11 protein-coding genes are annotated in these 21,613 nt (G+C 73.9%); 6 read left to right on the top strand and 5 right to left on the bottom strand.

Going from position 1 to position 21,613, the window contains the following annotated elements; all coding sequences use genetic code 11:
- Window positions 1-354 precede the first annotated feature (354 nt).
- Window positions 355-906 carry a MarR family winged helix-turn-helix transcriptional regulator gene (locus tag ACWC5C_RS33430; protein WP_450881615.1) on the bottom strand — a complete coding sequence of 184 codons (552 nt, stop codon included), beginning with the start codon at window positions 904-906 and terminating at the stop codon, window positions 355-357.
- Window positions 907-1,051: 145 nt separating this feature from the next.
- Between ACWC5C_RS33430 and ACWC5C_RS33425 the strand changes: the two genes are divergently transcribed.
- Window positions 1,052-2,356: an MFS transporter gene (locus ACWC5C_RS33425; protein ID WP_450881629.1), complete on the top strand. Its 1,305-nt coding sequence runs from the start codon at window positions 1,052-1,054 to the stop codon at window positions 2,354-2,356.
- A gap of 46 nt (window positions 2,357-2,402) precedes the next feature.
- Here ACWC5C_RS33425 and ACWC5C_RS33420 read toward each other — a convergent pair whose 3' ends face one another.
- Together ACWC5C_RS33420 and ACWC5C_RS33415 are read right to left on the bottom strand one after the other, a co-directional pair.
- Complete coding sequence (locus tag ACWC5C_RS33420; protein ID WP_450881613.1) at window positions 2,403-4,364, bottom strand: ATP-binding SpoIIE family protein phosphatase; 1,962 nt, start codon at window positions 4,362-4,364, stop codon at window positions 2,403-2,405.
- A 235-nt stretch (window positions 4,365-4,599) separates the two neighbouring features.
- A complete protein-coding gene (locus tag ACWC5C_RS33415) occupies window positions 4,600-5,970 on the bottom strand; it encodes an NAD(P)/FAD-dependent oxidoreductase (protein WP_385447261.1) in 1,371 nt (456 codons plus the stop codon).
- A gap of 306 nt (window positions 5,971-6,276) precedes the next feature.
- Between ACWC5C_RS33415 and ACWC5C_RS33410 the strand changes: the two genes are divergently transcribed.
- Entirely contained in the window at window positions 6,277-7,092 is an 816-nt protein-coding gene (locus tag ACWC5C_RS33410) for a TetR/AcrR family transcriptional regulator (protein ID WP_450881611.1), read from the top strand.
- 180 nt (window positions 7,093-7,272) lie between these two features.
- Here ACWC5C_RS33410 and ACWC5C_RS33405 read toward each other — a convergent pair whose 3' ends face one another.
- Complete coding sequence (locus ACWC5C_RS33405) at window positions 7,273-10,878, bottom strand: AfsR/SARP family transcriptional regulator (protein ID WP_450881627.1); 3,606 nt, start codon at window positions 10,876-10,878, stop codon at window positions 7,273-7,275.
- Window positions 10,879-12,072: 1,194 nt separating this feature from the next.
- On the bottom strand, window positions 12,073-14,160 hold the full coding sequence (locus tag ACWC5C_RS33400; protein ID WP_450881609.1) for an asparagine synthase-related protein: 2,088 nt from the start codon (window positions 14,158-14,160) through the stop codon (window positions 12,073-12,075).
- Window positions 14,161-15,024: 864 nt separating this feature from the next.
- Here ACWC5C_RS33400 and ACWC5C_RS33395 point away from each other — a divergent pair.
- The 4 genes from ACWC5C_RS33395 to ACWC5C_RS33380 all read left to right on the top strand — a co-directional run bounded on the left by ACWC5C_RS33395 (window position 15,025) and on the right by ACWC5C_RS33380 (window position 21,008).
- Window positions 15,025-16,491 carry an MFS transporter gene (locus tag ACWC5C_RS33395; RefSeq protein ID WP_450881607.1) on the top strand — a complete coding sequence of 489 codons (1,467 nt, stop codon included), beginning with the start codon at window positions 15,025-15,027 and terminating at the stop codon, window positions 16,489-16,491.
- A 281-nt stretch (window positions 16,492-16,772) separates the two neighbouring features.
- Window positions 16,773-17,978: an L-2-hydroxyglutarate oxidase gene (gene lhgO, locus ACWC5C_RS33390; protein ID WP_385447251.1), complete on the top strand. Its 1,206-nt coding sequence runs from the start codon at window positions 16,773-16,775 to the stop codon at window positions 17,976-17,978.
- 509 nt (window positions 17,979-18,487) lie between these two features.
- A complete protein-coding gene (trmB, locus tag ACWC5C_RS33385) occupies window positions 18,488-19,297 on the top strand; it encodes a tRNA (guanosine(46)-N7)-methyltransferase TrmB (protein WP_450881605.1) in 810 nt (269 codons plus the stop codon).
- A 64-nt stretch (window positions 19,298-19,361) separates the two neighbouring features.
- Window positions 19,362-21,008, top strand: a complete 1,647-nt coding sequence (locus tag ACWC5C_RS33380) for a PrsW family intramembrane metalloprotease (RefSeq protein ID WP_450881603.1) — start codon at window positions 19,362-19,364, stop codon at window positions 21,006-21,008.
- Window positions 21,009-21,613 lie beyond the last annotated feature (605 nt).

Below are 21,613 nucleotides of genomic sequence, written 5' to 3'. Positions count from 1 at the left end.
CCGGTTTCTCCGGGCTTTCCCTCCGGGCCTTTCGGCCTTTCGTGTTTCCAACCTTACCAGATCCGTTTTCCGTTCCGTTTCCGGTCCGAATTCCGTTTCCGGCCCCCTGTTGGAGCGGGGTGTTTCGCGCCTTCCGGCGTGTCCACCACTTTAGCGGATTCCCCCGGCAGCTCATAATCGAGCTTTTCGTTCCGGATTTCGGCATGCCGAAGTCGTTCCCGATTGGGGGTCGTGCTGAGTGGTTTGCCGCCGGTGCGGCTCGAGTGCGTACCTGCGAACCGTTAAGGCTCTGTGGCAGCTCGGGGAACATTACGGATCGGTCTGATCGGTGTCAACCCGTGTCGGCCGAATGCCTCAACCGAGGTCGTTCAGCCGCCCGTCGGCGTCCGGTTGGGTCTCCTCCACCCGGCGCAGGACGCGGGTGAGCATCTCGCCGAGGGCGCCGCGCTCCTTGGCGGACAGGTCCTGGAGGAGGTCTTCCTCGAAGACGGACGCCCGGCGCATCGCCTCCAGCCACTTCTCCCGCCCACCGGTCGTCAGCTCGACGATGACGCGCACGCGGTTGTTCTCGTCACGCTCCCGGGTGACGAGCCCCTCGTTCACCAGGCGGTCGATGCGGTGGGTCATGGCGGCGGGGGTGAGGCCGAGCCGCTTGGCCAGTTCGCCGGGGCCCAGCTGGTACGGGGAGCCGGACAGGACGAGGGCCTTCAGGACCTCGAACTCGACGTTGCTGATGCCGAGGGTCGAGGACTGCCTGCTGTAAGCGACGTTCATCCGCCGGGTCAGCCTGCTCAGGGCGTTCACGACCTGCTCGACCTGCGGGTCCAGGTCCTGGAACTCGCGCTGGTAGGCCGCGATCTGCTCCTCGAGGGTCAGCAGGTCGTCCGGGTCGGGGGTCTCAGCCATGTGCGGAGTATGACACGGAAGTCGTTCGCGTTGAACTTCTTCGCCATGTACTCTTAAGCGTTGAAGTTTAGCTTCGAAGTCTTCAGGGTTCGACTCTGTGGGCTTCTTCGTCTCTATAGGACCTTCTCGACCTAGGTAGGTGAGTGTGACCACCGCGATGGGCGCAGCGCTGCGCCGGATCCAGCTGGGCAACGCGCTGAGCGCGTTCGGCAACGGCTTCACGGTCCCGTTCCTGTTCGTCTATGTGGCGCAGGTGCGGGATCTCGGTGCGCATACGGCGGGCCTGGTGCTCGCGATGTTCGCGGTGGCCGCGCTTGTCGTGCTCCCCTTCACCGGTCGGGTGATCGACCGGCGGGGGCCGCTGTCCGTTGCCGTCGCGGGCGCGGTCGCCTCCGCCGCGGGGTCGCTGGGGCTCGGGCTGGCGGCGAGCGAGCCGCTGGTCCTCGCCGCGGCCGGGGTGCTCGGTGCGGGGATGGCGGTGATCCAGCCCGCGCTGGCCACGCTGATCGTGTGGTGCTCGACGCCCACGACCCGGTCGCGCGCCTTCGCCATGCAGTTCTTCCTCAGCAACCTGGGGCTGGGCGTCGGCGGTCTGCTCGGCGGGCTGCTGGTGGACACCTCGTCCCCGGACAGCTTTGTGCGGCTGTTCGCGATCGACGCGGTGATGTTCCTGGTGCTGGGCGGCGCGGTGGCGACCGTACGGCTGCCGAAGGGGCCGGTGCTCGACGGCGCGGTGCCGACCGACGCGTCGGAAGGCGGGCCGGGCGGCTGGCGTGCCCTGCTGGGGCACCGGGCCATGGTGCAGCTGTGTGTGCTGGGCTTCGTACTGTTCTTCGCCTGCTACGGGCAGTTCGAATCCGGGCTGTCGGCGTTCGCCGTGGACGTCGCCCATGTGTCGCCCGCGATGCTGGGCGTGGCGCTGGCGGCGAATACGGCGGCGATCGTGCTGGCGCAGTTCGTGGTGCTCAAGCTGGTCGAGCGGCGGCGGCGCAGCCGGGTGATCGCGCTGGTCGGGCTGGTGTGGACGGTCGCGTGGGTGGTGGCCGGGGGCGCCGGTCTGGTGCCGGGCAGCCAGGTCATGGGCACGGCCGCGATCATCTCGGCGTACGCGCTCTTCGGTCTCGGTGAGGCGTTGCTGTCGCCGACCGTCGCGCCGCTGGTGGCCGATCTGGCGCCGTCGTCCCTGCTGGGGCAGTACAACGCGGCGTTCTCCCTGGTGAAGCAGTTGGCGCTGGCGGTCGGCCCGGCGTTCGGCGGGCTGATGGCGGGGGCCGGTCTGTACGGGGCGTACATCGCGGTGCTGGTCGTCTGCTCGCTGGGCATCTCGGTGCTCGCGCTGCGGCTGGGCGGGCGGCTGTCGGCGTGGCAGGACAATCCGCTGCGCGGGGCCGCGCCCTCGGTGCCCGCGCCGCGTACGGAGTCGTCCGCTCCGGTGACCACGGCGGTCTGACGGCCGCCGCGCTCATCCCGCATCCCGCCCTCCTCGCCGGACGTCCTTATGGACTACCGGCGGGGAGGGCGAATTCGCACCACACCGCCTTTCCGCCGCCCGGTGTGCGGCGTGAGCCCCAGGAGGAGGCGATGGTCGCGACGATCGAGATGCCGCGCCCGGCCTCGTCGACCGGTTCGGCCCGGCGGCGGCGCGGCAGATGGTCGTCGCCGTCGGTCACCTCGATGATCAGGCGCCGGTCGGTGCGGCGCAGCCGCAGCCGCATCGGGGGCGTGCCGTGCTGGAGGGAGTTGGCGACCAGCTCGCTGGCGGCGAGGACGCCCAGGTCGCGCAGCTCCATGGGGAAGCGCCAGCTGGCGAGGACGCCGGAGGCGAACGCCCGGGCGCGCGGCGCCGCTTCCACTCCGCCGAGGAGTTCGAGCGCGGCGTTGTGGAACAGCTCCGCGTCATGGCCGCTGCGGGCGGGGTGCTGGAGGACCAGGACGGCGACGTCGTCGTCGTGCGCTGCGGTGATGCCGAGCGCCCGGATGAGGCGGTCGCACATCACCTGGGGCGTGCCGGTCGCGCCCGCGAAGACGCGCTCCAGGGCGGCGACGCCGTCGTAGATGTCCTTGTCGCGCCGCTCCACCAGCCCGTCCGTGTACAGGACGGCGCTGGCGCCGGGGCCGAGCGGGACGGAGCCGGAGGTGTGCAGCCAGCCGCCGGTGCCCAGCGGCGGGCCGGTGGGTTCGGCGGCGCGGCGCACCGTGCCGTCCGGGTCGCGGACCAGGATCGGCAGATGGCCCGCCGAGGCGTAGACGAGGCGGCTCTCGTTGGGGTCGTGGACGGCGTAGACGCAGGTGGCGATCTGGTTGGCGTCGATCTCGGCGGCCAGCCCGTCGAGGAGCTGGAGCACCTCGTGCGGGGGCAGGTCGAGTCGGGCGTAGGCGCGGACGGCGGTGCGCAGCTGGCCCATGACGGCGGCGGCGCGGACGCCGCGCCCCATCACGTCCCCGATGACGAGGGCGGTGCGGCCCGCGCCGAGGGTGATGACGTCGTACCAGTCGCCGCCGACCGCCGCGTCCTTGCCGCCGGGCTGGTAGGTGACGGCGACCCGCAGGTCGTCGGGCTGTTCCAGCTCCTGCGGGAGGAGGCTGCGCTGGAGGGTGACGGCGGTCTCGCGCTGCAGCCGCTCGCTGGCGCGCAGCCGCTCGGCGGACTCGACCTGGTCGGTGACGTCGGCGCCGAAGACGAGGACGCCGCGGACCGGTTCGGCGGCGGTGTCGGTGGCCGTGGCCTCGGCGGGCGTGGTCACCGTGGCGGTCACGGTGGCCTGCGCGGCCGCGACGGGGAGCGCCTGGTCGGGGAGCGCCTGGTCGGGGACGGCTCCGTCGTGGGCGGGCGCGGGCACGGGGGCCGGGGCGGGGGCCGGGGCGGCCATCTCGATGGGCGAGCAGGTGAAGGTGTAATACCCGTGCCGCGAGCGGCCGGAGGCCGTGGCCGCCGCCTCGGGCTCGGCTTCGGTGCCCGGCGTCGTCGGCCCGGGCACCGGGGCCTCGGGCGCCGCGGGGACGCGCCGCGCCTTGACCGTACGGGGCGTGCCGCTGCGCAGGACCTGGTCCATCAGCGGCAGCAGGCCCAGCTCACGCAGCTCGGGCAGGGCCTGGCCCGCGGGGACGCCACGGGTGCGGTCGCCGAACAGGTCGGCGTAGGCGTCGTTGACGTAGGCGATGCGGTGCTCGGGGCCGTACACCACCGCGACCAGGGCCGGGACCTGGCCGAGGACATCGTGGACGGACAGCCCGTCGAGGGTCGGGACGGCGGCGGGCGGCGGGCCGCCCGGGGCGGTGCCGGGCGCTCCCGGCAGCGGTGGCTCGCCGACGGCTGAGGGGTCGGTGCGCTCGCCGCGGGCGGCCGGGACGGAGCCGCCGCCCGTAGCGGGCTGCGGACGCCGCGCGGCGCGGTCGGACCGCGCGGCGCTGCGTCGCTGCGTTCGGGGGAGCCGGGCGCTCCAGCGCGTGAAGTTCACTGCGGGTTACCTCGTGGGGTGGTGGCTGAGCAGCGCGCCGGCGCGGGATCGGGGAGAGGGATGCGGGTGCGGGGGACGGCCCCCGGGGGAATGCAGCAAACTTCCGAATCCTCGCGATTGTCACTCTTTGCAGATACGAGCCCACCCATGGTCACACGTCCAGTGTGGCCGACCGGACTGACATCCGTGAGACGCCGTTCGTGGGAGGGGAGTTCCCGGCTCCGCCCCGTCGGGGTCAACTGGCTTCGGGATGGCGTCCGGTGTCGGCGGCGAGTTTGAACTCCGCACGCGGGTTCTCCAGCGATCCGAGCGAGACGATCTCGCGCTTGAACAGGCCGGACAGGATCCATTCGGCCAGCACCCGCGCCTTGCGGTTGAAGGTCGGCACCCGGCTGAGGTGGTAGACGCGGTGCATGAACCAGGCCGGATAGCCCTTCACCTTGCGGCCGTACAGATGTGCGACGCCCCGGTGGAGGCCGAGGGAGGCCACGGAACCGGCGTACTTGTGCTCGTAGTCGGTGAGCGGCCGGCCGTCGAGCGAGGCGAGCAGGTTCTCGGCGAGGACCTTGGCCTGGCGGACGGCGTGCTGCGCGTTGGGGGCGCAGACGGCGCCGGGCTCGGCCGCCGTACGGTCCGGCACGGACGCCGCGTCCCCGGCGGCCCAGGCGTGCTCCACCCCGTCCACCTGCAGCGCAGCGGTGCAGGTGAGGCGGCCGCGGGCGTTCAGCGGGAGGTCGGTGGAGGCGAGGATGGGCGACGGTTTGACGCCCGCGGTCCACACGAGGGTGCGGGTGGGGAAGCGTGAGCCGTCACTCAGTACGGCGACCCGGTCCTGGCAGGAGTCGAGGCGGGTTTCCAGCCGTACGTCGATGTTGCGGCCGCGCAGCTCCCGGACGGCGTACGTACCCATCTCCTCGCCGACCTCGGGGAGGATCCGGTTGGTGGCCTCGACGAGGATCCACTTCAGGTCCTCGGGCGCGATGTTGTGGTAGTAGCGGACGGCGTACCGGGCCATGTCCTCCAGTTCGCCGAGAGCCTCGACACCCGCGTACCCGCCGCCGACGAACACGAAGGTCAGCGCGGAGTCGCGGACGTCGGGGTCGCGGGTGGAGGACGCGATGTCGAGCTGTTCGAGGACGTGGTTGCGCAGCCCGATGGCCTCTTCGACGGTCTTGAAGCCGATGCCGGTCTCGGCGAGGCCAGGGACCGGGAGGGTGCGGGAGACGGATCCGGGCGCCAGCACCAGTTCGTCGTAGTGGACCTCGATCGAACCGGTGCCCTCCTCCTCCGTGGCGAGCGTTCTGATGGTCGCGGTGCGTTTGCCGTGATGGATCGCGGTCGCCTCGCCGATGATGACCTGGCAGTCGCCGAGGACCCGGCGCAACGGCACCACGACGTGGCGGGGCGAGATCGACCCGGCCGCGGCCTCCGGCAGGAAGGGCTGGTAGGTCATATACGGCTCGGGATCGACCACGATGACCTGTACGGCGCCGTGCCTCAGCTCCCGCCTGAGCTTCCGCTGGAGGCGCAGCGCGGTGTACATCCCGACGTAGCCGCCGCCGACAACGAGAATGCGCGCTGGTTCCTTCACCCTCCCATGAGGCATCCGCGACCGCGGTTTGTCCACAGCCCCGACGAATTGTGTGACCGGAGGTCCGGAGGCGCCCCCGGGCCGGGGAGCGGCGCGGCGCGGGGTATACGCGCAGGTCAGGGCGTGGCCACGGGGGGCGGGGCGGTCCGGGAGGCGGGGTAAGGTGGCCTGGTGGTCCGGTTGGGGGACGGTCTGTCCCGACCTACCCTCTTCATTCTTGACCTGGGCTCAACTATGTTCGTACTTCGTCGGGGTTGTGACTGCCCCGGCTGACAGGGCGGGGAGTCTCCGGGGGGAGACGTCATTACCGGGGGATCACTTATGCACCTTCAGGGTTCGTCATGGTCCGCAGCCGTCGCGTCCTCGGACGGAACGGGCGGCCGGAGCACTCCGCTGCGCGTGGACGCGCAGCGCAATCTGGAACATGTCCTGCGTGCGGCGCGCGAAGTCTTCGGTGAGCTGGGGTACGGGGCTCCGATGGAGGACGTGGCGCGGCGGGCGCGGGTCGGGGTGGGAACCGTCTACCGGCGGTTCCCCAGCAAGGACGTGCTCGTCCGCCGCATAGCGGAGGAGGAGACGGCCAGGCTGACCGATCAGGCACGGGCGGCGCTGGGGCAGGAGAACGAGCCGTGGTCCGCGCTGGCCCGGTTCCTGCGCACCTCGGTGGCGTCCGGCGCGGGCCGGTTGCTGCCGCCGCAGGTGCTGCGGGTCGGGGTCGACGCGGAGACGGAGATCCGGGTTCCGCAGCAGCGGCAGGTGGCGGCGTTATCCGCCCCGGCACCGGCGGGTGCGGTGTCCGCACCGGCGGGTGCGGTGTCTTCGGCTGGTGTCGTGCCCGCGGCGGCGGTGCCGTCGGCCGGTGTGGCGCAGCCGGAATTGCGGCTGGTCGAAGAGCCGGGCGTGCCGCAGGACGAGCCGGACGACGCGGGCGCGGCGATCCTGCTGCAGGTCGTCGGGCAGCTGGTCGAGCGGGCACGGGCCGCGGGTGAGCTGCGTCCGGATGTGACGGTCGCCGATGTGCTGCTGGTGATCGCCACGGCCGCGCCGTCGCTGCCGGACGCGGCGCAGCAGGCCGCGGCGTCGGCCCGGCTGCTGGACATCCTGCTGGACGGGCTGCGGTCGCGGCCGGTGGGGTGACCGGGGGGAGCCACCTTCTGAGCGCCTTCTGATCGATCCGTTCGCCGGGTGTGTTCCGCCCGGCGAGCGGCGGTCGGGGCGGGGTTCGCTCGTTCGTTTCGGGTGCGCGTCGTGCGTCTTCCCCGTACGGGTGACCGTATGCCGCCCTGTTTCCCGGGGGCGGTCAGCTTTCCGGGGCGGTCAGCTTTCCCGGGCGGTCAGGACCTCGTCGAGCAGCGCTATGGCCTCGTCGACGGTCAGGCCCGTGGCCTCGTCGCGCAGTTTTCCGGCCGCAGCCGCGCCCAGCGCCGCACCCGCCCGCTCCTCGGTCTCTCCGGTCTCCGCGAGCGCCAGCGGGGTGCGCGGCAGCCGCCCGCGCCAGCCGTCGGCCGCGCCCAGCAGCCGGACGGCCTGCCGTTCGTGTCCGTGCCGCACCAGGATGTACGCGGCGGAGTCCGCCTGCTGGGCGAGCAGCGCCTCCGTACAGCCCACCTCGACGCCCAGGCGCAGCGTGTCGCGCAGCGTGCGCAGCCCGCCCCACGGATCGCCCTCCTCGGCGCTGACCCGCCCCTCCAGCTCCTGCACCACGACCCAGAACTGCGGCGGCGGAGTCGCCTTCGCCGCCTGCCGCCGGGCGTCCTCGCAGTACGCCCGCGCCTCGGCCGGATCGCCGCGCAGCAGTTCGATGTTGCCGCGCATCAGGCGGTTGAAGGCCCGGACGTCCACGGCGCCCCAGCGCTCGGCCTCCTGCTCGGAGTGGTCCAGCAGCTTCGCCGCGCCCTCGGTGTCCCCGGCGTTGAGGAGGAGGTCGGCCAGCCGGGTGATGAGGAACGGCACCTCGGTGTGCGCGCCGATCTCCCGGGCCAGCCGCTGCGCCTCCTCGTAGGCGGCGCCCGCCTCGGTGAGCCGCCCGCGCATCGTGGCCATCTCGCCCCCGGCGCTCTGCACCTGGGCGAGCATCCAGCGGTCGCCGACGCGGGTGCTCAGCTCGCGCAGCTCGGCGTAGTCGGCTTCGGCGCGCTCGAGGCCGCTCGAGGTGTCGATGGCGAGGTGCGCGCGGAACATGAGCGCGACGCCGAGCGCCCAGTCGTCGCCGTGCTCGCGGCAGTTGGCCACCGTCGCGTCCATCAGCGGGATCATCGCGGTGTGGCCGTCGAGGAGGTATCCGGCGAACGGCCACAGCACACCGGGGAAGCGGGCGCTGCGCGGACCCGGATGGCTGCGGTAGGCGTCGCGCGTGCGCTGGGCTATCAGCCGCGTCTCGGGGTCCTTCACGTCCGGGCCGCGGCCGGTGTCGGCGAGCAGGAAGAACCGCAGCAGCCTCAGGTCCATGCCGTGCCAGTAGCGGGTGGCGGCGGGGTCGACCCCGTCGGCGCCGTCCGGGGCGGGGGGCGGCATGTCCGCGGCCGGGCGGGCGCTGTGCCGTTTGTCGTCACGTTCGGCGTCGCGTTCGGCGTCGCGTTCTTCGGCCGGGTCGTGGTCGAGGGTCAGGGCCCGGTGGGCCCAGGCGGCGCCCTCGTCACGGTAGTTGCGCAGCCACCAGAACCAGCCCATCGCGAGGATGATCGCGAACGAGGTGTCCTCGTCGCGGGCGGTGAGGGAGCGGTGGAGGGCGGCCCGGATGTTGTCGAGGTCGGTCTCGACGCGGCGCAGCCAGGGCAGTTGTTCGGCGGAGCGCAGCCGGGGCTCGGCGGCGCGGACGAAGTCCCGGAAGTGGGCGATGTGCCGGGCCGAGGCGGCGGCGTGGTCGGCCCGGGCGGCGGGGTCCTCGGCGGCCCGCTCGCCGACGTACTCGTGGATCGTCTCCAGCATGCGGTAGCGGGCCTCGCCCATCGGCCCGCCCGGCGGGTGGTCGACGGCCAGGAGGGACTTGTCGGCCAGCGCCCCGAGCAGGTCGAGCACCTCAGGGGGCGCGATGGGGGCGGCGGAGTGTGCGGGGGTGTGCGCGGGGGCGTACGAGCCGGAGCGTACGGCCGCACGCTCCGGCGCGTCCGCGCAGAATGCTTCGGCGGCGTCCGCGCAGAATGCTTCGGCGGCGTCCGCGCAGACCGCCTCCGCCGCGGCCAGGCTCCATCCGCCCGCGAACACCGACGCCCGGCGCAGCACGGTGCGTTCCCGTTCGTCCAGCAGGTCCCAGGACCAGTCGACCACCGCGCGCAGGGTCTGCTGGCGCGGCAGGGCGGTCCTGCTGCCGTTGGTCAGCAGGTGGAACCGGTCGTCCAGGCGGTCGGCGATCTGCCTCGGGGTCAGCAGCCGCAGCCGGGCCGCGGCCAGCTCGATCGCCAGCGGCAGTCCGTCCAGGCGGCGGCAGATCTCCGCGACCGCCGCCGCCGTGTCCGGGTCCCCGGCCGGGTCGAATCCGGGCCGTACGGTCGCGGCGCGCTCGGCGAACAGCTGGTGGGCGGGGGCGGGCGGCAGCGGCTCCACGGGCCGTACGGTCTCGCCGGGCACGCCCAGCGGCTCCCGGCTGGTGGCCAGGACGGTCACGCCAGGGCAGTGCGCCAGCAGCGCCTCGGTGAGGCGGGCGGCGGGGTCGATGACGTGCTCGCAGTTGTCGAGCAGGAGCAGCAGGCGGCGGTCGGCGCAGTACTCGACCAGGCGGGTCGCCGGGTCGACGACGTCCGCCCCGCCGGTCGTCCGGCCGTCGAGTCCGGAGGCGAGCAGTGTCGTCTCGCGGCGGCCGACGGCGCTCAGGACGGCGCCGGGTACGGCGGAGGCCTCGTCCAGCGAGGCGAGTTCGACCACCCAGACGCCGTCCGGGTAGGCGGCCGTCACGGTCGCGGCGGCCTCCTCGGACAGCCGGGTCTTGCCGGAACCACCCGGTCCGGTGAGCGTGACCAGCCGGGAGCGGCCCAGGTCCCGGCGGATGGCGCCGATCTCGCTCTGGCGGCCGACGAAGCTGGTGAGACGGGCCCGGAGGTTGCCGCGCGGCGCCGGGGCCGGGGCCGGGGCGGGGGCCGGGGCGGCGTGGTGGTCGACGGCTGGTGTGCGGTGGTACGCGTACGCCGGGTCGGGCGTCTCCGGTGTCTCTCGCGTCTCTGGCGTCTCCGGCGTGGGACCGGTGGACGGCTCGGGCCCGCCCAGCAGCAGCTGCCGGTGCAGTTCCCGCAGCTCCGTGCCGGGGTCGGTGCCGAGCCGGTCGGCGAGGAGTGCGCGGACGTCCTCGTACGCGGCGAGGGCGTCGGCCGAGTGCCCGACGGCCCGCAGCGCGCGGATCAGCTGAGCGTGGAACGTTTCGTCAAGCGGATGGTCGGCGACCAGCTCGCGCAGCTCCGGAACGACGTCCGCCGGGCGGCCGCGGGCGAGGTCGGCGTCGATCCGGCGGTGCAGCGCCGCCAGCCGCCGCGCCTCGGCCCGGGCGGCGGCCGCGTCCCGCTCCGGCAGGTCGGCGAGCGCCGGGCCGCGCCACAGCGCGAGCGCCCGCCGGAGCGTGGCGGCGGCCGTGTGCGGATCACCGGCGTCGAGGGCGCGCATGCCGTCGTCGGCCAGCCGCTCGAAGCGCAGCAGATCGACGTCGTCCTGGGGCGCGGCGGTCGCGAGACGGTAGCCGCCGGGCGAGGAGACCACGGCCTCCCGCCCGATCGCCCGCCGCAACCGGCCCACCAGCGCCTGGAGCGCGGCGGGCGCGTCGTGCGGCGGGTCGGTGGCCCACACCTCGTCGATGAGGACGTCGACGGGGATGGGCCCGGGCCGTGCGGCACGCAGGGCGAGCGCGGCGAGCAGCGCACGGATCCGGGGCCCGCCGAGGGACAGCGGGTTCCCTTGTTCGTCGCGTGCTTCGGTGGTGCCGAGGATGAGATACCGCACGGCGGTCATTCTCCTGGGTTTGCCGCGGAAGGGGACACTCCATCACGAGCGGGTCGCACAGCCGACACGCGGTCGCCCGCGAGGCGCCGCACGCCGCGGCCCGCTCGGGCTGACGGCCCGACGCCACGGTAATCCCGACGACACGGCGCCGCACCGCCATATCAACCACCCCGGACCGGACGCCCCCGCCTCGGCCGGGCAGTCCGGTCCGGTCCGGCTCCAGGGTCTGGCGCACGGCTGTGCGGCACGGCGGCCCCGGTGGTCGGCGCGGCTCCCGAGGCCCGCTGCGGCGGCTGACGGCCAGGGCAGCACCGCACCAGCCAACCGGCCCCGCCGCTGTCGGCCCCCGCCCGAAGCCCAACGCGGCGCGGCGGCGCGCACCGACGTGGCGCTCGCCCGCGCGGCACCGCGGCCACGGCCCACGACGCAAGGCCTGAGCCGTGGCGTACCAGCGCAAGACGCCAGACCCGAGGCCCGAAACGCCAGCCCGCGCCCCAGAGCCCCAGACCAGCGCGCCCAGCAGGCGCGGCAGGTCCGGCAGCCCCCGCTAGGGCAACTCGCCCCGCAGCAGCACCGAAAGCCGCAGCACGAGGCGCGGTCCTGCGGTGCAAGGCCCGAGCCCTGAACCGCAGCGGCACAACATCCGCGCCCCGGGAGACCCAGGCCGCCGCCACCAACAGGCGCAGGAGCACGCACCGGCAGGCGCCCGGCGGGCCACCCCCGACGGCCCGGCGCGGCAACGCAGCCCTCAACCCGCACCGCAGCACGGCAGCCCACGGCGCGAGCCCCGAGGCGCAGTGCCAAGTCCGCAGCCCCGCACCACAGCAGCACCCCAGCCCAGCCACAACAAGACCCGGCAGCCACGTCCGGCGGCCTGGCGCGGCACCGCCGCGCGGAACCAGCAACGCAACGGCACCGCAGCGCGGCAGCCCACAGCGCGAGACCGGCGGCCCGGCACCCAACCCCGCACCGCAGCCACGCCGCCCGCAGCGCTCCGCCGCCGCCAACAGGCGCAGGAGCACGCACCGGCAGGCGCCCGGCGGGCCACCCCCGACGGCCCGGCGCGGCAACGCAGCCCTCAACCCGCACCGCAGCGCGGCAGCCCACGGCGCGAGCCCCGAGGCGCGGTGCCAAGTCCGCAGCCCCACCCCGGCCGACCGCGCTCCAGAATGCGGGCGGCGGCCGTCCGGTGTGTCAGAGCGAGGGGCGGGGGACCACGCCGCCCGCTACCGCGCGTTGGCGGGGGGCCGCTGTGCCGGTCCAGCAGGTGCCTCGGCGGGAGAGGAGGCGGCGTAGCCAGACCTCGGTGGAGACCAGTTCGGCCAGGCCGTCCAGGGGCAGGCGTTCGCCTTCGGAGGCCGCGCGCAGCGCCTTGCGGACGACGCGGGCCTCGATGAGTCCGGCGTCGGCCAGCAGGGGGGCGTCGAAGAGGCCGACGAGGTCGCCGAGCCAGGTGCGCAGGCCCGCGCGTACGGAGGCGGAGTGGGCAGCGTGGGAGGTGGCGCCCCAGCCGGTGGGGAGGTCGCGGATACCCGCGCCCGCGAGGACCGTGCGCAGGACGGCGGCGCGCGCTCCGGGCTGAACGCGCAGGGCTTCGGGGAGCGCGCGGCAGGCGCGTACGACCTGGTTGTCGAGGAAGGGGGCGTGCAGGCGCTGGCTGCGCACCTCCGCCGCCTGCTCGAAGACGCGGTGGTCGGCGGCGTAGCGGGCGAGGGCGGCGTCGGCGCGGCGTTCGCCGGGGCGGCGCAGGAGGGCGGGGCGCAGCGCCGCCTCTTCGAGCCGTACGGACACCTCGGCGAGGGCTTCCCCGGTGAGCCAGCGGGCGGCCGGGCCGGGGCGGCACCAGGCGAGCGAGGCGAGGGAAGCGGATACGGCGCCCGCGGCGACACCCGCGCCGTCGTCGGTGAAGCGGCGCTCCAGGAGGCGCGCGGCGGCTTCCTGCACGCCGTCCCGGTAGGAGGTGCGGGCCAGCCGCCGGGCGGCGCGGTAGACGGTGAAGGGGACGAAGAAGGAGTGGGCGTTGGGCCCGTCGGCCTTGGCGAGCGCGGTGGCCGGGCGCAGCAGGTGCCGTCTGCGGCGGTCGAGCAGCAGGTCGGCGAGGCGGGCCGGGTGGGCGTCGAGTACCTGGCGGGCGCCGTGGCCGACGAAGTGGTCGGCGCTGCCCGCAGCGAGGCGGCGGCGGTGGCGTTCGGCGATGACGAGGGAGGGGCCGGGTTCGTCGGTGAGGGCGCCGGTGTCGAGGGCGGCGTACGGGAGGGCCTCTTCGCCCCCGGCGACGACCACGTGGTGCAGCCGGGGGTTGGCGGCGATGGCGCCCGCGCGCTCCAGTTCGGCTTCGCGGCTGCGGGCGCCGCCGGTGGTGACGAGGTCGTTGAAGGTGACGGCGAGCAGGCGTTCACCGGCTTCGGTGCCGTGGCCGAGGAGGGTGCCGGGCATGCCGGGGAGCCCGGCGGCGAGCAGGGCGAGCGTGGCGGAGGCGCTGCCTCCGGACAGGTCGGCGCCGATGCCGGGGGCCGGGGCGCCACGGGCGGCGCGGCGTTCGGCGGGGCCCATGCCGGGGACGGGCCCGGGGTCGAGGTCGTCGGCGGCGGGGGCGTGGCGGGGTGCGGTGAGGCGGGCGCGTACGGCTTCGAGCAGGGCGTCCCGTACGCCCTCCACGGCCTTGTCCTGGTCGAGCGGGGGCGCGGCGACGGCGAGCGAGGCGGTGGGTTCGTAGCCGGTGATGTCGCGGGCGCCGTCGCGCAGGACGAGCGCGTGTCCGGGCGGCACCCGTCTGACGCCCATGTAGGGCGTGCCGTCGCCGACGGCCTCCGGGGAGTCGGGGCAGGCGAGCAGCGCGCCGAGGTGGCTGACGTCGAGCTGGGCCTCGATGAGGTCGGCGAGCGGGAGCGCGGCGGTGGCGTACGCGGTGCCGCCGGACCAGTCGGTGTGGAAGACGGGCCGGGCCCCGGCCAGGTCACCGGCGATGGTGATGCGGCGGCCGACCTGGGCGACGGCGGTGTAGCTGCCGGGCCAGGCGGTGAGGTGGCGCAGGGCGCCGCCGCGGGCGGCGAACAGGCCGACCCGCAGCTCCTCGTCGGTGGCGCCGCAGCAGCCGAAGACGGCGAGCCGGGTGAAGGGGTCGGCCTGGACGACGCGCACCTCGTCGGGACGCCAGTCGCCGACCGCCCACAGCGGATCGGGGTCGGACCACAGGAGCTGGGCACCGACCGGCTGGATCGCACGGCCTTCCGGGGGGACCGGGCCGGATGCGGTACTGCTCCACCCCACCAACCACCGCATCGCCGCCTCCACAGGCTGTGGGCATCCAGGGCAACCAAGAATTAGGTGCCATCATGCACAGCTTGTTGACGGTTTCGACATCGAACCGGACAACTACGTGGATCTCTTGGATGTCCCTTGACTGCGTATGACCGCAGATGGCCGCGGGAATTCCAGGAGTTGATCACGGTCACGACGCACCGTTCCGCCGTGGCCCATGCTGCCACGACTGGGGCGCACAACAGCGCAAGGACGCCGACGCGTGTACGAGGCAGACGCCGGAGCGTGGCCAGCGGGCAGTTCCACGGCGTACGGCGAGGGCGACGCCAACCCCGTCCCCCGGGCGACGCCAACCGGCTGACGAAGGAAGGGGCTTCCCGCGCCGGGCCTCCCCCTCCCCGGCCCGCCGCGGGAGCCCGGCTCTGGCAGGCGATATCCGGCCAAGTTCGCCGTGGCGCACTCGACGGTCTTGCGGATGACCCGCCATCATCCGGACCGCCGCGCGCCGTTCGCCGTCGCTCGCCTCCGCACCTTCCCAACACGTCCCCAACACGACAGTCCGGGAGGCGGCTTCCGCCTCCCGGACCGTTCCGCCACCCGCGGGGAATGAGGCGGCGGCGTCCCCCAGCCCACTGGATCCAGTACAGCGGGCCGACCCACGCAGGTCCCATCGAAACGTTCTCGCCGGGACTGAGACAGAGCGCACACACGGGCGCACAGCCACACACACCGGGAGCACGCGTCACGCCCCGCACGCCCGTTCGTACAAGAATCTCGCCATCCGGGACACCACCTCTTAACGGTCGGGATGCGGCGAACTACGCTGGGTTTACGAATGCCCCGCGCCCATGCCGGGGCGGCCGTCGGTGCTGTCGAGGGGTGCGCATGTCCAGGGAGCCACGCGGGCCGAACGAGAAGCTCGGCACCGTTCTCGCCCTCGCTGGGATCAGCAATGCCGGGCTCGCGCGCAGAGTCAACGACCTCGGCGCCCAGCGCGGCCTGACTCTTCGCTACGACAAGACGTCCGTTGCGCGCTGGGTGTCCAAGGGCATGGTGCCCCAGGGCGCCGCGCCCCATCTGATTGCGGCCGCTATCGGGAGCAAACTCGGCCGCCCCGTCCCACTCCATGAGATCGGGCTCGCCGACGCCGATCCGGCCCCCGAGGTCGGGCTCGCGTTCCCGCGCGACATCGGCCAGGCCGTCCGTTCCGCGACCGAGCTGTACCGGCTTGATCTCGCGGGTCGGCGCGGCGGGGTGGGTATCTGGCAGAGCCTGGCCGGATCCTTCGCGGTCAGCGCGTACGCCACCCCCGCCTCCCGCTGGCTCATATCCCCGGCCGACACATCGGTCGCCCGCGGCCCTGAGGACGCCGAGGAGGCGGACGGCGCGGCGGGCGCGGGCGGTGCGGGCGGCAGCGGTGCCGACGCCCTACCGCAGCGCGTCGGCCACAGCGACGTCACCAAGCTGCGCGAGGCCGCCGAGGACGCGCGCCGCTGGGACTCCAAGTACGGCGGCGGCGACTGGCGTTCCTCCATGGTCCCCGAATGCCTGCGGGTCGACGCGGCGCCGCTGCTGCTCGGCTCGTACAGCGACGAGGTCGGCCGCTCCCTCTTCGGCGCCACCGCCGAACTGACCCGGCTGGCCGGGTGGATGGCCTTCGACACCGGCCAGCAGGAGGCCGCCCAGCGGTACTACATCCAGGCGCTGCGGCTCGCCCGCGCCGCCGCCGACGTCCCGCTCGGCGGCTACGTCCTGGCGTCGATGAGCCTCCAGGCCACCTACCGCGGCTTCGCCGACGAGGGCGTGGACCTCGCCCAGGCCGCCCTGGAGCGCAACCGCGGCCTGGCCACCGCCCGCACGATGAGCTTCTTCCGGCTGGTCGAGGCGCGCGCCCAGGCCAAGTCGGGGGACGGCCCGGCCTGCGGGGCGGCGCTGAAGTCCTCCGAGGGCTGGCTGGAGCGGTCCCGGGCGGGCGACCCCGACCCGTCCTGGCTCGACTTCTACAGCCATGAGCGGTTCGCGGCCGACGCCGCCGAGTGCTACCGCGACCTGCGGCTGCCGCGCCAGGTGCGGCGCTTCACCGAGCAGGCGCTGGCCCGGCCGACGGAGGAGTTCGTACGGTCCCACGGGCTGCGGCTCGTCGTCTCCGCCGTGGCCGAACTGGAGTCCGGCAACCTGGACGCGGCGTGCGCGGCGGGCGCCCGGGCCGTGGAGGTCGCCAACCGCATCTCGTCCGCGCGCACCACGGAGTACGTACGCGATCTGATGCACCGGCTGGAGGCGTACCGGGACGAGCCACGGGTGGCGGAGCTGCGGGAGCGGGCCCGTCCGCTGCTGGTGACACCGGCGTGAGGGGCTTTCCGTGGTGACGGCGGTGACGGCGGCGGCGTCTGCGGTGAGCGTCGGCGACATCTGCGGTGAGCATCGGTGACCCGGTATCGGTGACTCGGTATCGGTGACCCTCGCGTGAGCTTCGGGCAAAGCCCGCGTGATCTTCACGCACCCGTCCGGATCCCAGGCGCCGCACGGGTTTCGGGCCGCTGTCAGTGGCGCAGGTCATGATAGGGATCGACGGTCGGGTGACCGGAGGGGTCGGGCGACGGTCGGTTGTGGCGCGTGGGGAGGTGCTTGGCGTGACGGCGGTGGACTGCGACGTGCTGGTGATCGGGGGCGGGATCGTCGGCCTGTCGACGGCGTACGCGATCACGCGCGCGGCGCCCGGCACCCGCGTGACCGTCCTGGAGAAGGAGGCGGGCCCGGCCCGCCACCAGACCGGGCGGAACAGCGGAGTGATCCACAGCGGGATCTACTACCGTCCGGGCTCGCTGAAAGCGCGGTTCGCGGTGCGCGGCGCGGCGGAGATGGTGAAGTTCTGCGCCGAGTACGGCATCGCCCATGAGGTGACCGGCAAGCTCATCGTCGCCACCGAGCGCTCCGAGCTGCCACGGCTGCACGCCCTGGTCCAGCGTGGCCGGGAGAACGGGATCCCGGTGCGCGAGCTGGGCCCCGCCCAGATAGCGGAGTACGAGCCGTGGGTGCGCGGCCTCGCCGCGATCCACGTCGGCACGACGGGGGTGTGCGACTTCGGCGCGGTGGCGGCGCGGCTGGCCCGGCTCGCGCGGGACGCGGGCGCGTCCGTGCGGTACGGGGCGGGGGTGACCCGCATCGGCCGCCGCCCGGCGGCGGTCGCGGTCCGCACGGCGGACGGCACGGTGCTGCGGGCGCGGGCCCTGGTCAACTGCGCGGGGCTCCAGTGCGACGCGATCGCCCGGCTCGCGGGCGACGACCCCGGTATGCGGATCGTCCCCTTCCGCGGTGAGTACTACGAGCTGGTGCCGTCGCGTACGTCCCTGGTCAACGGCCTGGTCTACCCGGTGCCCGACCCCGCGTTCCCATTCCTCGGCGTCCATCTGACCCGCGGCATCGACGGCGGCGTCCACCTCGGGCCCAACGCGGTGCCCGCGCTCGCCCGCGAGGGCTACACCTGGCGCACGGTCCGCCCGCGCGAGCTGGCCGGGACGCTGGCGTACCCGGGCGCCTGGCGGATAGCCCACCGCCACTGGCGGTACGGGGCGGGCGAGCTGCACCGCTCCCTCTCCAAGCGCGCCTTCACCGACGCCGTCCGCCGGCTGCTGCCGGATGTGACCCCCGACGACCTGATAGCCGCCCCGGCCGGGGTGCGCGCCCAGGCGGTGCTGCGGGACGGCACGCTCGTGGACGACTTCCTGATCTCCCAGTCCCCCCGCGTCGTCCACGTCCTCAACGCCCCCTCCCCCGCCGCCACCGCGTCCCTCCCCATCGGCCGCGAGGTGGCGAGGCGGGTCCTGGCGACGCTGTGACCGGCCTCACGACGACCACCGCCCGGTAGCGGCGGGCCGGGCCAGCGCCCTCGCCTGCGGGCCCCAGGCCCACACGGTGCACCCCGGCCACGCCCGATTGCCGCGACCACCACGGTGCCGACGGGGGGCGCGCCACGGTGCCGACGGGGGTGCGGGGCGGAACCCGAGCCGGGGGTGCAGGGGCGGAGCCCCGACGGGGGCGCGGCGGCGCAGCCCGAGCCGGGGACGCGCGGGCGGAGCCCCAGCCGGGGGTGCGCGGACGCAGCCCAGCCGGAGGCGCGCGGACGCAGCCCGAGCCGGAGGCGCAGGGGCGGAGCCCCAGCCAGGGGCGCGGGGGCGGAGCCCCGACGGGGGTACGGGGGCGGAGCCCCCGAAAGGGGTCTGGGGCGGAGCCCCAGCCGGGGCCCGGGGGCGGAGCCCCCGGTTTCGGGAAGGGGCGGGGTGAGGGAAAAGCCCACCCCCCTGCACCCGGGAGCGGACCCACCCCCGCCCGTAGAATCGGAAGCACTGTGTCCGAGAACTCCACCGCCCCCGATGCCCACGCGGAGCGCCACCGCCCCGTGCCCGCCCCTGCCCGCGACCGCGCCGAGCCGCGGTTCCCCGGGGGGCCCGCCGCCGACCCGGCCGGTTCGCACCATGAGCGCCGCATCCGTTCCTTCCGCCCCCGCCGCGGCCGGGTGACCATCGGCCAGGGCGAGGCGCTGCGCCGCCTGTGGCCGCAGTGGGGGCTGGACATCGACGGGCTGCACCCGCTCGACCTCGGCGAGCTGTTCGGCGACCCGGACCTCCCCGTCGTCCTGGAGATCGGCTTCGGCATGGGCGAGGCCACCGCGCAGATGGCCGCCGCCGACCCCGGCACCGGCATCCTCGCGGTCGACGTCCACACCCCCGGCCAGGGCAATCTGCTCGCCCTCGCCGAACGCGACGGGCTGTCCAACGTCCGGGTGGCCAACGGCGACGCGATCATCCTGCTGCGCGAGATGCTGGCGCCCGCCGCCCTCTCCGGGCTGCGCGTCTACTTCCCGGACCCCTGGCCCAAGAAGCGGCACCACAAGCGCCGGTTGCTCCAGCCCGAGTTCGTCGAGCTGGCCGCCACCCGCCTGCGCCCCGGCGCGCTGCTGCACTGCGCGACCGACTGGGAGCCGTACGCGGAGCAGATGCTGGAGGTCCTGACCGCTAGCCCGTCGTTCGACAACACCCAGCCCGACGGCGGCTACAGCCCGCGCCCGGACTTCCGCCCGCTCACCAAGTTCGAGTCCCAGGGGCTGGACAAGGGGCATATCGTCCACGACCTGATCTTCCGCCGCAACGACGCATAGTGGCCCTGCGCGGATGGGGATAATCCCGCAGTCCGCCACACCCCCGTTCGTTAGGGTCGGTTGAGTGCATCAGTCCCCGTCCCCCCACCAGCCGCCCGATCCGCCGGTCACGCCGTACGAGCCGTACGGGCCGTACGACCAGCAGCCGTGGCTCGACGGCGTGGCCGCTCCGGGAGGCTGGCCCCACGCACCACACGCGCCACACCCGGGGCACCCGGACTACCCCGGACACCCAGGCCACCCCGGGCACCCGGGACACCCGGGACACCCGGGACACCCAGGGGCGTGGGGCAGAACCAGCCGCTTCAGCCTCACCCGCCTCTGGGACAACAAGGCGCTGCGCGCCACCGCGCTCATCGGACTGCTGTCGCTCTCCGGCCTGGTCATCCTGGCCCTCGTCCGCGAACAGACCGGCACCAAGGGCTTCCTGGTAGGGCTCGGCCTCGCCGTACTGCCCGTACCGCTGATCATCTCGGTGTTCCGCTGGCTCGACCGCGTCGACCCGAAACCCTGGCGGAACCTGATCTTCGCCTTCGCCTGGGGCGCGTGCGCCGCGACGCTCGTCGCGCTCATCGCCAACGGCTTCGCCACCGAGTGGCTCATGACCACCATCGCCGACTCGTCGTCCCCGGGCGGCCAGGCCGACGCCGATACCTGGGGCGCCACGTTCGTCGCGCCGTTCGTGGAGGAGAGCGCCAAGGCGGCGGCCGTCCTCCTCCTCTTCGTGTTCCGACGACGCGACTTCAACGGGATCGTGGACGGGGTCGTCGTCGCCGGAATCACCGCCACCGGTTTCGCCTTCACCGAGAACATCCTCTACCTCGGCTCGGCCTTCGTCAGCGACCAGGAGTTCGGCTACTCGGGCATACGGTCCACCACCGCCGCGACGTTCTTCATCCGCGGCGTGATGTCCCCCTTCGCGCACCCTCTGTTCACCGCCATGACCGGCGTCGGCTTCGGCCTGGCCGCCGCGGCCGCCGCACACCAGCGCACCCGCCGCATCCTGCTGCCGGTCGCGGCGCTGCTGGCGGCGATGGTCCTGCACGGCCTCTGGAACGGCTCGTCCACCCTCGGCGGCTACGGCTTCATCATCGTCTACGCCGCGTTCATGGTCCCCGTCTTCGGGCTGCTGACCTGGCTCACCATCTGGTCCCGCAACAACGAGCTGCGCGCCGTACGCGATCAGCTCACCACCTACCAGGCGGCCGGGTGGCTCACCCCGCCCGAGCCCTTCGCGCTGTCCTCGATGCGCGCCCGAGGCATCGCCCGCGACCTCGCCCGCCGCTCCCAGGGCGCGGCGGCGGCCCGCGCGGTCGGCGAGTACATCGCCTCCGCGACCTCCCTCGCCTTCCTGCGCCGCCGCGCGTACCGGGGCACGGCGGGCCCGGACTTCACCACCCGCGAGCGGGAACTCCTCGACGTCCTCTGGGAACGCCGCGAAACGGCCCAACCGGCCCTGGCCCACGCGGCCCTCTCCCTCCCCCTCCCCTACCCGGGCCCACCCCAGACCCCCATCCCCCCGCCGTACTGGCCCACCCCGCCATACGGCGGCTACGGCTACGGGTACGGCTACGCCGCCCAGCCCCCAACCCCCCAGCAGCCCCCGCACCCGACGTACGCGCTCCCGCCGTCGTACGCCCCGCAATTCCCGTCAGCGCCTCACCCCGCCACCGTCCCGTACGGCCCCACGGGCCCACACAGTCACTCCTGACCACCCCGTTCGGTCCAAGAGCGCATCTTGGGCTTTATCGAGTCGAACTCGAAGGTGAGCGCACGTCGGCAGTCAGCTGCTCGGGAGGTGTCTTCCGCCCTGCGTCGTCTTCTTGGCTCACCTTCTTGTTCCCGACCCGCAAGCTGACGCCTTCCCTGTTCACCCAACCAGTAGAACCGCAGTTCGATATCGAGGGGCGTGTGTCCATGCCGCTGGAACCCCGAAGCACGCATCGTCCCCGAGTTCTATACCAACCGCTCATCAGCGGATCGACGCCCTTGCGGGGCCCAAGCAAGGTCGGCTCGTTACCTCGTGGCGTTCCCTATCGGCTATCCGCCAGGTGCTGTCCCCTGCCCGGCTCGGGGTGCAAAGCGCCTGCTTATCAAAACTCAGACTGCTGGCGTTCATGCGATAGGCGATCCAGCCGACTCGCATCGTGCCATGCGGCAAGCCGATAGCACCTCGCATGTACCTGCTGCACAGGCAGAAGCCGTAGTAATGTGATTGAGCTGTATAACGCACCGAGTGCGTTTCTTCCGCTTGCCCCACCTCGCGGACAAACAACTGCGCCATTTCCAGTGGTGCGGATGGGGAGGCCGATCGCC

The sequence above is a fragment of the Streptomyces sp. NPDC001700 genome (genome assembly GCF_053596435.1).
This window is presented reverse-complemented; position numbering and strand designations above follow the sequence as displayed.